Source organism: Streptomyces sp. NPDC001443, from assembly GCF_053597355.1.
Genome location: NZ_JBSFIA010000001.1, coordinates 200,187 through 214,048, shown reverse-complemented (window position 1 = coordinate 214,048; position 13,862 = coordinate 200,187). Strand labels below are relative to the sequence as shown.

The 13,862-nt window shown below is 72.3% G+C and carries 12 protein-coding genes; 5 read left to right on the top strand and 7 right to left on the bottom strand.

Translation table 11 applies throughout. From position 1 onward, the window contains the following. Nucleotides 1–264 precede the first annotated feature (264 nt). The gene (locus ACWC24_RS00950; protein ID WP_450660693.1) at nt 265–1,110 is read left to right on the top strand and encodes a hypothetical protein; all 846 of its coding nucleotides are present in this window, start codon (nt 265–267) and stop codon (nt 1,108–1,110) included. A 93-nt stretch (nt 1,111–1,203) separates the two neighbouring features. Here the strand turns inward: ACWC24_RS00950 and mmsA are convergent, their stop codons facing one another. From mmsA to iolC, 5 genes are read right to left on the bottom strand one after another with little or no spacing between them, the layout of a single operon-like run. After that, on the bottom strand, nt 1,204–2,706 hold the full coding sequence (gene mmsA / locus ACWC24_RS00945) for a CoA-acylating methylmalonate-semialdehyde dehydrogenase (protein ID WP_450660692.1): 1,503 nt from the start codon (nt 2,704–2,706) through the stop codon (nt 1,204–1,206). A 14-nt stretch (nt 2,707–2,720) separates the two neighbouring features. Next, nucleotides 2,721–4,643 carry a 3D-(3,5/4)-trihydroxycyclohexane-1,2-dione acylhydrolase (decyclizing) gene (iolD, locus tag ACWC24_RS00940; protein ID WP_450660691.1) on the bottom strand — a complete coding sequence of 641 codons (1,923 nt, stop codon included), beginning with the start codon at nt 4,641–4,643 and terminating at the stop codon, nt 2,721–2,723. Beyond that, entirely contained in the window at nt 4,640–5,530 is an 891-nt protein-coding gene (gene iolB, locus ACWC24_RS00935; RefSeq protein ID WP_450660690.1) for a 5-deoxy-glucuronate isomerase, read from the bottom strand. Before iolB ends, iolD begins: the two co-directional genes overlap by 4 nt. 7 nt (nt 5,531–5,537) lie before the next feature. Then, nucleotides 5,538–6,422 carry a Cgl0159 family (beta/alpha)8-fold protein gene (locus tag ACWC24_RS00930; protein ID WP_450661027.1) on the bottom strand — a complete coding sequence of 295 codons (885 nt, stop codon included), beginning with the start codon at nt 6,420–6,422 and terminating at the stop codon, nt 5,538–5,540. A 59-nt stretch (nt 6,423–6,481) separates the two neighbouring features. Continuing rightward, on the bottom strand, nt 6,482–7,450 hold the full coding sequence (gene iolC, locus ACWC24_RS00925; protein ID WP_450660689.1) for a 5-dehydro-2-deoxygluconokinase: 969 nt from the start codon (nt 7,448–7,450) through the stop codon (nt 6,482–6,484). A gap of 122 nt (nt 7,451–7,572) precedes the next feature. Between iolC and ACWC24_RS00920 the strand changes: the two genes are divergently transcribed. Both ACWC24_RS00920 and ACWC24_RS00915 read left to right on the top strand, forming a co-directional pair. Next, nucleotides 7,573–8,490: a sugar phosphate isomerase/epimerase family protein gene (locus ACWC24_RS00920; RefSeq protein WP_450660688.1), complete on the top strand. Its 918-nt coding sequence runs from the start codon at nt 7,573–7,575 to the stop codon at nt 8,488–8,490. Nucleotides 8,491–8,737: 247 nt separating this feature from the next. Continuing rightward, the gene (locus ACWC24_RS00915) at nt 8,738–8,938 is read left to right on the top strand and encodes a helix-turn-helix transcriptional regulator (RefSeq protein WP_450660687.1); all 201 of its coding nucleotides are present in this window, start codon (nt 8,738–8,740) and stop codon (nt 8,936–8,938) included. 80 nt (nt 8,939–9,018) lie between these two features. Here the strand turns inward: ACWC24_RS00915 and ACWC24_RS00910 are convergent, their stop codons facing one another. Further along, nucleotides 9,019–10,068 carry a zinc-dependent alcohol dehydrogenase family protein gene (locus ACWC24_RS00910; RefSeq protein ID WP_450660686.1) on the bottom strand — a complete coding sequence of 350 codons (1,050 nt, stop codon included), beginning with the start codon at nt 10,066–10,068 and terminating at the stop codon, nt 9,019–9,021. An 88-nt stretch (nt 10,069–10,156) separates the two neighbouring features. Further along, entirely contained in the window at nt 10,157–12,364 is a 2,208-nt protein-coding gene (locus ACWC24_RS00905; protein ID WP_450660685.1) for an MMPL family transporter, read from the bottom strand. 167 nt (nt 12,365–12,531) lie between these two features. Here ACWC24_RS00905 and ACWC24_RS00900 point away from each other — a divergent pair, with 167 nt between their 5' ends. After that, nucleotides 12,532–13,284, top strand: a complete 753-nt coding sequence (locus tag ACWC24_RS00900; RefSeq protein ID WP_450660684.1) for a TetR/AcrR family transcriptional regulator — start codon at nt 12,532–12,534, stop codon at nt 13,282–13,284. A gap of 324 nt (nt 13,285–13,608) precedes the next feature. Further along, a complete protein-coding gene (locus ACWC24_RS00895) occupies nt 13,609–13,848 on the top strand; it encodes a heavy-metal-associated domain-containing protein (protein WP_450660683.1) in 240 nt (79 codons plus the stop codon). Nucleotides 13,849–13,862 lie beyond the last annotated feature (14 nt).

Sequence of the window (13,862 nt, the reverse complement as noted above, 5' to 3'; positions counted from 1 at the left end):
CAATAGCTGTTTACCTACGGAATTCGTAGATCGGAGCCGCTATTGATCGCGAATACAGCACTTCTGCCGGACCCTTCCCAGCCTCGGGGCGATACGAGAATCGCAGCACACTCATCAAAATCGCGCGAAGATGTCCGGAATCCGGACGCCTGAAACGTCCCGATCCTGTCTCCGGACGGCAAATTGGGTCGCGGCGGTGTCAGTGGGCCCCACTAGAGTCGACAGCACAGTCGAATCACAGCAACGGGTAACGGGTGGGGACAGATGAAGTTGAGGTACACGGCGGCCTGGGTGGGGTTCACCGCCGCCGCGCTGATGACGACCTCCGCGTGCGGCGCGGGTCAGACGGCGAAGAAGGCGGCCGACAACGTCGCCGACAACTCCGACAAGATCATGGCGGCGCTCACCCGGGCGTCCGACCGCACCGAACAGCTCGGCTCGGCGCACGTGAAGATGTCCACCGACATGGGCACGGGCACCCCGGTCACCATGGAGGGCACCTACTCCTGGGGCGACGGGTTCGCCTTCGACACCGAGATGGACACCAAGGCCGCCCAGATGCAGCAGCTGACGTCCTCCCCGAAGATCCGCATGCTGTTCGTCGACGGCGCCTACTACTACGACGTCGACCCGCAGCCCTCCGGCCCGCTCAAGGGCAAGGAGTGGATGAAGGTCGACGCGTCGGCGGTCTTCGGCAAGCAGGGCGCGCAGGCGCTCAGCGGCAGCGGCGGCGGCAGCCCCTCCGCGTCCATGAAGGGCCTCAAGTACGCCAACGACGTCGAGAACCTCGGCAAGGAGACCGTCGACGGGCAGAGCGCGACCCACTACCGGGCCGTGATCGACAAGGCGCACATGGGCAAGTTCAAGGACGCCTACGGAGACAAGGACAACCTCTTCGGTTCCATGACCGGCGGCGCCGAGTCCATCACCATGGACGTCTGGGTCGGCGACAAGGACCTGCCCGTGCGCATGAAGGAGAAGTTCGGGACGGCGACGGTCACCATGGACTTCGAGAAGTTCGGCGCCACGGCCGCGGTCAAGGCACCGCCGGCCTCGCAGGTGGGCGACGTCACCGAGCAGCTCAAGAAGGCCCAGTCGACGCAGAACTGAGCCCGGCCCCGCCCGGCACCGTGACGACGGAGCCCCGCCCTCCCGGTGCCGGGCGGGCGGGGCCTCGCGAGCCGTGGAGCCGGGGCTTGCGGCTCAGTGGTTGCGCGGGAAGCCGAGGTCGACGCCCGTGGGGGCCTCGGACGGGTCCGGCCAGCGCGTGGTGACGACCTTGCCGCGGGTGTAGAAGTGCGTGCCGTCGTTGCCGTAGATGTGGTGGTCGCCGAAGAGCGAGTCCTTCCAGCCGCCGAACGAGTGGTAGCCCACCGGCACCGGGATCGGCACGTTCACCCCGACCATGCCCGCCTCGATCTCCAGCTGGAAGCGGCGCGCTGCACCGCCGTCCCGGGTGAAGATCGCGGTGCCGTTGCCGAAGGGCGAGGCGTTGATCAGCGCCACGCCCTCCTCGTAGGTGTCCACGCGCAGCACGCACAGCACGGGGCCGAAGATCTCGTCCCGGTAGGCGTCGGCCGAGGTCGGCACCCGGTCGAGCAGCGAGAGACCGACCCAGTGGCCGTCCTCGAAGCCCTCGACGGTGTACCCGGTGCCGTCCAGGACGACCTCGCAGCCCTGCGCCGCCGCGCCCGTCACATAGGAGGCGACCTTGTCGCGGTGGGCCTTGGTGATCAGCGGGCCCATCTCGGAGGACGGGTCGTTGCCGGGGCCGATCTTGATCTTCTCGGCGCGCTCGCGGATCTTGCCCACCAGCTCGTCGCCGATCGAGCCGACCGCGACGACGGCCGAGATGGCCATGCAGCGCTCGCCCGCGGAGCCGTACGCGGCCGACACGGCGGCGTCGGCGGCCGCGTCCAGATCGGCGTCCGGGAGGACCAGCATGTGGTTCTTGGCGCCGCCGAGCGCCTGTACGCGCTTGCCGTTGGCGGCGGCCGTGGTGTGGATGTAGCGGGCGATCGGGGTCGAGCCGACGAAGGAGACGGCCTTGACGTCCGGGTGCTCCAGCAGACGGTCGACGGCGGCCTTGTCACCCTGCACGACGTTGAAGACACCGTCCGGCAGTCCGGCCTCGGCGAGCAGTTCGGCCAGCTTCAGGGAGACCGACGGGTCCTTCTCGGACGGCTTCAGCACGAAGGTGTTGCCGCACGCGATGGCGATGGGGAACATCCACATCGGGACCATCGCCGGGAAGTTGAACGGCGTGATGCCCGCGACGACACCCAGCGGCTGCCGCAGCGAGGACACGTCGACCCGGGAGGCCACCTCGGTCGACAGCTCGCCCTTGAGCTGCACGGTGATCCCGCAGGCCAGCTCGACGATCTCCAGGCCGCGCGCGACCTCGCCCAGCGCGTCCGAGTGCACCTTGCCGTGCTCGGCGGTGATCAGCTCGGCGATCTCGTCGCGGTGCGCGTCCAGCAGGGCGCGGAACTTGAACAGGATCGCGGTCCGCTTCGCCAGCGACGAGGTGCCCCAGTCCGCCCAGGCGTCCTTGGCCGCGGCCACCGCCGCGTCCACCTCGTCGACCGTCGCGAACGCGACCTTCGTGGTGACCGCGCCCGTCGCCGGGTCGGTGACCGGCCCGAACGTACCCGACGCGCCTTCGACGGCCTTGCCGCCGATCCAGTGGTTGACGATCCTCGTCATGGCCAGTTGCTCCTTCACAGATGGCGGCGTCGGGTGGAGACGTGCCGTTCGTACAGCTCACGCGCCTCGACCGCCGACGTCCGGGTCGCGGTCTCGGCCACAGGTACATCCCACCAGGCCTGTGCCGGGGGCGGGCCCGACACTGTGTCTGCGGTTTCGGTCTCCACGTAGACACATGTGGGAGTGTCGGCGGCCCGCGCCCGCGCGAGGGCCTCGCGCAGCTCCCGGACCGTCCCCGCGCGCAGCACCCGCATCCCGAGGCTGGCCGCGTTGGCGGCGAGGTCGACCGGCACCGGCGCCCCTGTGTAGGAACCGTCCGCGGGGGACCGCAGGCGGTACGCCGTGCCGAACCGCTCGGCGCCGACCGACTCCGACAGACCGCCGATGGACGCGTAGCCGTGGTTCTGCACGAGCAGCATCTTGATCGCGATGCCTTCCTGCACGGCGGTGACGATCTCGGTCGGCATCATCAGATAGGTACCGTCGCCCACCAGTGCCCACACCGGGCGGTCCGGCGCCGCGAGTTTCACCCCGATGGCGGCCGGGATCTCGTAGCCCATGCAGGAGTAGCCGTACTCCAGGTGGTACTGGTCGTGCGAGCGGGCCCGCCAGAGCTTGTGCAGGTCGCCGGGGAGGGACCCGGCCGCGTTGATGATCACGTCGGTCCCGTCGACGACGGCGTCCAGCGCGCCCAGCACCTGCGCCTGGGTGGGCCGCAGGTCCGGCTCGGCGGCCCGGTAGCAGGCGTCGACGCGCGCCTCCCAGCGCGCCTTGCCCTCGGTGTACTCGTCGACGTACGCCTGTGCGACCCGGTGGTCGTGCACGGCCAGGGCCTCGGTCAGCTCCTGGAGGCCGCTGCGGGCGTCCGCGATCAGGGGCAGCCCGGCGAGCTTGTGGCCGTCGAAGGCGGCGATGTTGAGGTTGAGGAAGCGCACGCCGTCGCCGGTGAACAGGGTGTGGGAGGCGGTGGTGAAGTCGGTGTACCGGGTCCCGACGCCGATCACCAGGTCGGCGCCGCGGGCCAGGTCGTCGGCGGTCGCCGTGCCGGTGTGGCCGACGCCTCCGACGTCCTGCGGATGGTCGTGGCGCAGGGAGCCCTTGCCGGCCTGGGTGGAGGCGACCGGGATGCCGGTGGCCGCGGCGAACTCCGCGAGCGCGTCCTCGGCCCGGCTGTGGTGGACCCCGCCGCCCGCGACCAGCAGCGGCCGGCGCGCGGCGCGGATCGCCCGGACCGCCTCGGCGAGCTCCGCCGGGTCGGCGCCGGGCCGGCGGACCGCCCAGGTGCGCTCGGCGAAGAACTCCCGCGGCCAGTCGTACGCCTCGGCCTGCACGTCCTGCGGCAGGGCGAGCGTGACGGCGCCCGTCTCCACCGGGTCGGTGAGCACGCGCATCGCCTGGAGGGCGGCCGGGATCAGCGCCTCGGGACGGGTGATCCGGTCGAAGTACCGCGACACCGGGCGCAGACAGTCGTTGACCGACACGTCGCCCGCGTACGGGACTTCGAGCTGCTGCAGGACCGGGTCGGCCACCCGGGTGGCGAAGGTGTCGCCGGGCAGCAGCAGCACCGGCAGATGGTTGACGGTGGCCAGCGCGGCCCCGGTGACGAGGTTGGTCGCGCCCGGACCGATGGACGTGGTCACGGCGTGCGTCGAGAGCCGGTTCGACTGGCGGGCGTAGCCGACCGCCGCGTGCACCATGGACTGTTCGTTGCGGCCCTGGTGGAACGGCATGGCGTCGGAGTGCTCGACGAGGGCCTGGCCGATCCCGGCGACGTTCCCGTGCCCGAAGATGCCCCAGGTCGCGCCGATCAGCCGCTGCCGGACGCCGTCCCGCTCGGTGTACTGGACGGACAGGAAGCGCACGAGGGCCTGCGCGACCGTGAGCCTGACCGCCGGGGCGGGCGAGGCCGGCGAAGTGTTCGCGGTCGGCGAGGTCATCGGTAGCCTCCTGTGCGGTCCACGTGGTCCGGGTGGAAGCGGATCCGCCACTCCCGGGTCGCGCCCGGACCCGCCATGACGTTGAGGTAGTACATGGCGTGCCCCGGCTGGGCGACGGACGGACCGTGCCACCCGTCGGGGACGAGCACGACGTCGCCGGTGCGGACCTCGGCGAGGACGTCGGCTCCGCCCTCTCGGGAGGGGGACACGCGCTGGTAGCCGAACCCGTTCGGGCCGTCGATCTCGAAGTAGTAGATCTCCTCCAGCTCCGACTCCTCGCCGGGCCGGTGCTCGTCGTGCTTGTGCGGCGGGTACGAGGACCAGTTGCCGCCGGGTGTGACGACCTCCACGGCGATCAGCCGGTCGCAGTCGAACGCGTCGGCGGAGGCGAAGTTGCGCACCTGGCGGGCGCAGGTGCCGCTGCCGCGCTGCTCGACGGGAACCTCCGGCGCGGGGCCGTAGCGGGCGGGGAGTCGTCGCTCGCACTTCGCTCCTGCCAGGGCGAAGCGGCCTCCCGCGCCGGAGGCGATCTGGACCTGGGCGTCCCGGGGCACGTAGGCGAAGTCGGAGACCCCGCTGAAAACGCTTTCCCTTCCCAGGAGTTGAAACTCTCTCCGCTCTGTCCGCACGGTACATCCGCCTTCCAGCGGAAGCACGATCCATTCGCTTCCCGCGCTGGTGAACGTATGCGTTCCGCCCGGTGTCAGCTCGACGACCCGCAGACTGCTGTACGCCCAACCGGCCCGCTCGGGGCCGATGTCGAGCACGTGTCGCGCGTCGGCGGTACTGCCCCCGGGCACGTACAGCCGGGTCCCGGCGTCTGCACCGGCTGCTGTCCCGGTGCCGGTCGGGGCGTTTGTCGTGGTGTGCGGCTCGTCGTCCGTCATCCGGCCCTCACAGCAGTCCTACGGCGGTGTCCACGGCGGCGGCCACGTCCCCGTCCGCCGGGTAGAGCAGCGAGCGGCCGACGACCAGGCCCTGGACGGTGGGCAGTTGCAGGGCCCCGCGCCACTTCTCGTAGGCGGCGACCTGGTCCTCGACCAGACCGCCCACCTCGCCGCCGAGCAGGACGGCGGGCAGCGTGGAGGTCTCCATCACCCGGGCCATGTCGTCGGGGTTCTCGGTGACCGGCACCTTCAGCCAGGTGTAGGCCGAACTGCCGCCCAGGCCGGAGGCGATGGCGAGGGACCGGGTGACGGCGTCGGCCGACAGGTCGTTGCGGAGCCTGCCGTCGGGGGCGCGGCGGCTGATGAACGGCTCGACGAAGACGGGCAGTCGGCGCGCGGCCATCTCGTCGATGGCGCGGGCGGTGGACTCCAGGGTGGTGAGGGAGCCCGGGTCGTCGTAGTCGATGCGCAGCAGCAGTTTGCCCGCGTCGAAGCCGAGTCGGTGGATGTCCTCGGGGCGGTGCCCGGTGAAGCGGTCGTCGAGTTCGAAGGACGCGCCCTGGAGGCCGCCGCGGTTCATGGAGCCCATGACGACCTTGTGGTCGAGGGCGCCGAGCAGGAGCAGGTCGTCGAGGATGTCGGCGGTGGCCAGGACGCCGTCCACACCCGGCCGGGACAGCGCCAGGCACAGACGCTCCAGGAGGTCGGCGCGGTTGGCCATGGCGAGGCCGCGGCCGCCGGCGCCGAGGGCGCCGCGGGCCGGATGGTCGGCGGCGACGATCATCAGCCGGCCGCGGTCGCCGAGCAGCGGTCTGCGCCGGCGGCGGGCGGCGGCCTCGGCGATCCGCTCGGGGTGCCGGGTGCGGATGCGCACGAGTTCCGCGACGTCCACGCGCGCGTACGCGACGCCGGCTCCGCCTTCGCGGTGGGCCTCTCCGACGCGGCCGGCCCTCATCGCACCTCCCCGGCGGTGAGCGCGGCGTCGATCTCGTCCGGGGTCGGCATGGCGGAGGAGCACTCCAGCCGGGAGGCGACGATGGCGCCGGCCGCGTTGGCGTACCGCATGGTCCGCTCCAGGTCCCAGCCGCTCAGCAGACCGTGGCAGAGCGCGCCGCCGAAGGCGTCGCCGGCGCCCAGACCGTTGAGGACGTCCACGGGCAGCGGCGGCACCTCGGCGCAGCCGCCCGCCCGGTCGACGGCGAGGACGCCCTTGGGGCCCTGCTTGACGACGGCGAGCTCGACGCCGGTCGCGAGCAGGGCGCGGGCGGCGGCGTGCGGCTCGCGCAGCCCGGTGGCGACCTCCACCTCGTCGAGGTTGCCGACGGCGACGGTGGCGTGGCGCAGCGCCTCGGCGTAGAAGGGGCGCGCGACGGCGGCCGGGGCGCTCCCGTCGGCGCCCTTCCAGAACATGGGGCGCCAGTCGAGGTCGAAGACCGTGGCACCGGCCCGGTCCCGGTGGGCGAGGGCCGCCAGGGTCGCCGTACGGCTCGGTTCCTCGCTGAGGCCGGTGCCGGTGATCCAGAAGACGCGCGCGTCGCGGACGGCGTCGAGGTCCAGGTCGCGGGCGTGGATCTCCAGGTCGGGCGCCTTGGGCTGCCGGTAGAAGTACAGGGGGAAGTCGTCCGGCGGGAAGATCTCGCAGAAGGTGACCGGGGTCGGCAGTCCGGGGACGGGAGTGACCCAGCGGTCGTCCACGCCGAAGCCGTGCAGGGCTTCGTGCAGATAGGCGCCGAAGGGGTCGTCGCCCGTCCGGGTGATCACGGCGGTGCTCCGGCCGAGCCGGGCCGCGGCGACGGCGACGTTGGTGGCGGAGCCGCCGAGGAACTTCCCGAACGCCGACACCTGGGCCAGGGGCACGCCCGCCTGCAACGGATAGAGGTCCACTCCGATCCGCCCCATGGTGATCAGGTCGTACGCCATCGGCTTCCCTTCGCTTCGGCTCCTCCCGGTTGTAGTGCCGGACCCCGAGCCCTGTCAATGTTTTGTCCGGACATTCGGACCAGTGCTTGACACCCGTCTGCCGGAACCGCACGCTGACGGCCATGACTTCGTTGTCGCCGCAGTCCTCACTCTCCCGTATCCGGATCGGTTCGGCGCCCGACTCATGGGGGGTCTGGTTCCCGGACGACCCGCGGCAGGTGCCGTGGCAGCGCTTTCTCGACGAGGTCGCCGACGCCGGCTACGAGTGGATCGAGCTGGGGCCGTACGGATATCTGCCCAGCGATCCGGCCGTGCTCGCCGAGGAGACCGCGCGGCGCGGCCTGAAGGTGTCGGCCGGGACCGTCTTCACCGGCCTGCACCACGGTCCGGACGTGTGGGACCGGACCTGGGCGCACGTCTCGGACATCGCGGCGCTGACCCGGGCGACGGGCGCCGCCCACCTGGTCGTCATCCCGTCCTTCTGGCGTGACGACAAGACCGGCGAGGTGCTGGAGCCGGACACCCTGACAGCACGGCAGTGGCGCGATCTCACCTCGCTGACCGAACGGCTGGGGCACGAGGTGCGCGAACGGTACGGGCTGGAGATCGTCGTCCACCCGCACGCCGACACCCACATCGACAGCGAGGAGAACGTCACCCGCTTCCTCGACGGCACGGACCCCGCGCTGGTGTCGCTGTGCCTGGACACCGGGCACTACGCGTACTGCGGCGGCGACAGCGTCAAGCTGATCGAGACCTACGGCGAGCGCATCGGGTATCTGCACCTGAAGCAGGTCGACCCGGAGATCCTGGCGGAGGTGCGGGCGCGGGAGATCCCGTTCGGACCGGCCGTGGCCCGCGGTGTCATGTGCGAACCCCCGTCCGGTGTGCCCGCGCTGGGACCGGTGCTGGAGGCGGCACGGAAGCTGGACGTGGACCTCTTCGCGATCGTCGAGCAGGACATGTACCCGTGCGAGCCGGACCGGCCGCTGCCGATCGCCCGGCGGACCCGGGCGTTCCTGAGGTCCTGCGGGGCGTAGGCGTTCCCCGGAGAGGGCGCGCCCCTTCCCTGTGGCGCTATTGCTTCACCTCTGTCACAAATGCCTCCGTCATGTCACAGATGTCGCGTGTACGCGGGTTTCCCGTCACACCCGGTCGACGGGCGGGGCCGGGTCGTCACTCCGCGTCGTTCACGGGACACAGGCTCGTGATCGCCAGCGCAGCGCCCGGCTCCCCAGACGGCCACCCCCCGGCCGCCGCTGCGGCGCGCGCAGGGAGGTGCAACCCATGACCGACCGAAGGCTCTGGTCGTACAAAGAGATCGCGGCGCACATCAAGGTGCAGCCGGACACCGTACGGTCCTATCGCAAGCACGGACTGCTGCCTGCGCCCGATCATGTGGAGAGCGGGAAGCCCTACTGGTACGCCGAGACCGTACGCACCTGGGTCGCGTCCAGGCCCGGCAACCGGGGACGGAGAGCGGACTGAGCGACCCGCCGGGTCCGCCCCCGCGGACCGGCCTGCTGTGCCCCGCCCGAGGGCGGGGCACAGCAGCGGTGGCCGTCCGGTCAGCTCCACGGCTCGATGACCGTGACCCCGCAGCCCGAGGCCGCCGGTGTCCCCATCGCGGCGAGCGCGTCCGGCGCCGCGTCCAGCGGGATCGTCGCCGTCACCAGCAGATCGGGGCGCAGGACGCCCGCGCCGACCAGCCCGAGCATCGCGGGATAGGCGTGCGCGGCCATGCCGTGGCTGCCGAGCAGTTCCAGCTCCAGGGCGACGGCGCGGGCCATGGGGACGGGGGTCGTGCCGTCCGCCGACGGCAGCAGGCCGACCTGCACGTGCCGGCCGCGGCGGCGCAGCCCGTTCACCGAGGCCGCGCAGGTGGCCGGGGAGCCGAGGGCGTCCAGGGAGAGGTGGGCGCCCCCGTCGGTGAGCTCGCGGATCGCCTGCGCCGGGTCCGCCGTGCGGCCGGCGTCGACGCACCGCGCCGCGCCGAACTTCCGGGCCAGATCGAGGGCGCCCGGTGTCACGTCGACGGCGACGACCCGCGCCCCCGAAGCGGCCGCGATCATCACCGCCGACAGGCCGACGCCTCCGCAGCCGTGCACCGCGACCCACTCCCCCGCCGCCACCCGGCCCTGCTGCACCACCGCCCGGAACGCCGTGGCGAACCGGCAGCCGAGCGAGGCCGCGGTGGCGAAGGACATTCCGTCGGGGACGGCGACCAGGTTCACGTCGGCGTGGTCCAGGGCCACGTACTGGGCGAAGGAGCCCCAGTGGGTGAAGCCCGGCTGGGTCTGGCGCTCGCACACCTGCTGCTCCCCGGCCGCGCAGGCCGGGCAGGTGCCGCACGCGCAGACGAACGGGACGGTGACCCGGTCGCCGGGACGCCAGGCGGCCACCCGGGGGCCCACCGCCTCGACGACACCGGCGAGTTCATGGCCGGGCACATGCGGGAGGGTGATGTCCGGGTCGTGGCCCTGCCAGCCGTGCCAGTCGCTGCGGCACAGCCCGGTGGCCGCCACCCGCACCACGACCCCGTGCTCGGCGGGGCGCGGATCGGCCACCTCCCGCACCTCGGCCGCTTCGCCGTACCGCTCGAAGACCACAGCCCGCATGTGCCCGCCCTCTTCCCTGTTCCGCTTCCGCCGGTCCGGGCCCCCTGGGCCGGCCGCTCCGGGGCTCCCGCGCCGCCCCGGCGGAACGCTATCCGGGCACGCCGGCCCTGTCCCGGTCCGGCAGGAGCTCGGCGGTCTGCGCGGACTCCCCCTCGCTCAGTCCGAACCGCCGGTGGAACCGGCGCAGCGGGGCCGGCGCCCACCAGGTCGCACGGCCCGTGAGCCGCATGATCGCCGGGACCAGCAGGCTGCGGACGACCATCGCGTCCATGAGCACCGCCAGCGCGATGCCCAGCCCCAGCATCTTGGTGTTGGTCACCCGGGAGGTGCCGATGGCCACCATCACCACGGCGAGGATGACCGCGGCGGCGGTGATCAGGCCGCCGGTGCGCTGGAGGCCGTGCCGGACCGCCTCGCGGTGGTCGCCGGTGTGGTCGTACTCCTCCTTGATGCGGGAGAGCAGGAACACTCCGTAGTCCATGGAGAGGCCGAAGGCCACGCAGAACATCAGGACCGGCAGGGTGGTCTCGATGGATCCGGTGGCGGTGAAGCCGAGCAGACCCGAGAGGTGGCCGTCCTGGAAGACCCAGACCACCGCGCCGAACATCGCCGTCAGGCTGAGCGCGTTGAGCAGGACGGCCTGGACCGGGATGAGCACGCTGCCGGTGAGGAGGAAGACCAGCAGCAGGGTGACGACCGCGATGAACGCGACCGCCCAGGGCAGGCGCTCGGCGAGCGCGTGCTTGGAGTCGACCAGGACCGCGGCCGTGCCGGTGACCTTGGTGTCGAACGGGGCGTCCAGCGCGCGCAGGTCGCCGACCAGCCGCTGGGCGGCGTCGTCCACCGCCTCGCCCTTCGGCAGCACCGTGAAGTACGCCGAGTCGCCCCGCACCAGGGGACCATCGACGCCCGCCACCTCCGGCAGGGCGGCGATCCGCTCCTTGTAGACGGTGTACTGCGGCTGGGTCGCGGCGCCCTCGGCGAGAATCTCCAGGCCGCCGCCGGGGTTGCCCGGGAAATCGTCGCGGAGGTGCTGCTGCACTACGTGGGACTCGGCGGTGGCGGGCAGCTGGCGGTCGTCCGCGGTGCCGAACTTCACGCCCAGGAAGGGCAGGCCGAGCAGGACGAGGACGGCCGCGGTGGCCAGCGCGAAGAACGGGGCCCGGCGCATGACCAGGGTCGCCGTGCGCGCCCAGGCCGTGCCCTCCTCGCCTGAACTCCTCGGGGTCCGGCCGCGGCGCAGCATCCGGCGCAGGTCGAGCGAGTCGACCCGGTGGCCGAGCAGGACCAGCGCGGCCGGGAGCAGGATCAGGGCGGCCCCGGCGGCCAGCAGCACCACCGCGATGCCGGCGTAGGCGAAGGAGCGCAGGAAGTACTGCGGGAAGACGAGCATCGCCGCCAGGGACACGGCGACCGTGAGCGCGGAGAACAGGACCGTGCGCCCGGCCGTGCGCAGGGTGGTGGCGACGGCGGTCAGCGGTTCGGCGCCGGTGGACAGTTCCTCGCGGAAGCGGCGGACGACGAACAGGGCGTAGTCGATGGCCAGGCCCAGGCCGAGGGCCGTGGTGAGGTTCATCGCGAAGACCGAGACGTCGGTGAACTCGGACAGGCCGCGCAGCACCGCGTTGGTGCCGAGGATCGCGACGATGCCGATGCCGAGCGGCAGCAGGGCCGCGACCGCGCTGCCGAACACCATCACCAGCAGCACCAGGGTGATCGGCAGGGCGATGATCTCGGCGCGGGTCAGGTCCTCGCGGATGATCGTCTGCATCTCGTGCCGTACGGCGACGATGCCGCCGACCTTCACCGTCAGCGGGCCCCGCGTCCCCCGGTAGGAGGGCGCGATGCGGTCCAGGGTGTCGCCCATCGCCTTCTCGTCGCCCGTGATGTGGGCGGCGATCAGCGCCTCGTGGCCGTCCTCGGCGCGCAGGGCCGGTGCCTTCGAAGCCCAGTAGGAGCCGACGCCGGTCACGCCCTTCTCCCGGGCCAGCCGTGCGGTGAGGCGGTTCGCCTCGGCGGCGACGGCCGGATCGTCCACCGAGGCGGCGCCGGTGTCTATCAGCAGCAGGAGGTTGGGCTGGGAGCCGGGGAACTCGCGCTCCAGCGCCTTCGTCGCGTAGGTCGACTGCGCGTCCGGGTCCTCCCAGCCGCCGCTGCCCAGCCGGTCGGCGACCCCGCTGCCGGCCAGCACGGCGAGCACGGTGAGCACCAGGGCGGCCAGCAGCGACAGGCGTGGGCGCGCGGTCACGAGACGCGTCCATCCTCCGACGCGGGGTGGCCTGTTGACTTCGGTCATTGTGCGGTGTCCCCTTCACCGTGATCCGTGATCCGTGCTGTACGCAGGCAGGAGCATGGGTCGGTCATTGCCATAGACTGACAAACACGAGACGTCGCTCGCGTTTCTCCAGAATGCGAGTGACCGCTCGCGTTTGTCAATCGCGTGCCGAGAGCTGGGGATAACGCGTGCCCGACAAGTCCGACACCCCGGAGCAGGGACGGCCCCCCGAGCCGGGACAGCCCTCCGAGCAGGGACGGCCCCCCGAGCCGGGACAGCCCTCCGAGCAGGGACAGCCCTCCGAGCAGGGGCAGCCTCGCCGCCGACAGGCGCGCGGGGAGCGCCGTATCGCCCAACTGCTCGAGGCCGCGGCCAGCGTCTTCTGCTCGACCGGGTACACGGCCTCGAGCACCAACGCCATCGCCCGCGAGGCAGGCGTCTCGCCCGGCACGCTCTACCAGTTCTTCCCGAACAAGGAGGCGATCGCCATCGAGCTGGGCGACCGGCTCATGCACGAGATGCGCGAGACCTACGGCGAGGCACTCGCCCCGGTCGACCCCGCGACCCCGCTGGAGGACGCGGTCGGCGCCGCCGTCGACCGCTTCATCGCGTTCAACTGCGACCATCCGGTGTTCTTCGCCCTGATGCACGGTCCCGACATCCCCGGCCGGATGACCGAGGACCACGACGCGCTGCACGCCACGCTGCTCGCCCGGATCGAGGGCCTGCTCTCCTCGTTCCTGCCGGACGCGGCGCCGGCCGACCTGTCCCGCACCGCGCACATGTGCCTGGGCCTGTACAAGGCGGGCCTGGAGCTGGTCCTCGGCCACGAGGGCACCGAGCGCGCCGCGTACGTCCAGGAACTGAAGCACGCGCTGATCCGGTATCTCGCCCCGCTGGTCGGCGACCGGCTCGGCCACCCCGAGACCCCGGCCTCCTGACCGGGGGCCGCCCGCCACCACTTCCACCCCGGTCCAGCCCGGTCCGGTCCAGCCCGGTCCGGTCCAGTCCGGTCCACCGCCTCCCCCTGCCGCGACCGGGCCGCCGGCCACCGGCTCCCCCTCCCGGCCGGACCGGCGACCGCCGACCACCGGGGCCACCGGGGCCACCGACCCACTCCCCGCCGAGGCCGTCCGCGACCGCCCGCCCCGCTCGCCGACCCGCCCGGGCTCCTCCTGGATTCATACCCCCTAGGGGTATAGTCTGGAGACAGTGGACCCCCGTGGGCCCCGCCGGCCCCACCCGCCTCTGCGAGGAGCAACGACATGACCGCCCAGACCGACACCCCGGGTACCGTGACCGCCGTCTACAAGGTGAGCGGGATGAGCTGCGGACACTGCGAGGGCTCCGTCAGCGCCGAGATCTCCCAGATCCCCGGCGTCACCTCGGTGACGGCCGTGGCCTCCGCCGGTGACGTCACCGTCGTCTCGGTCGGCCCGCTGGACGAGGAGACGCTGCGCGCCGCCGTCGACGAGGCCGGCTTCGAGCTGGTCGGCAGGGCCTGAGAGCCCCGTTCCCG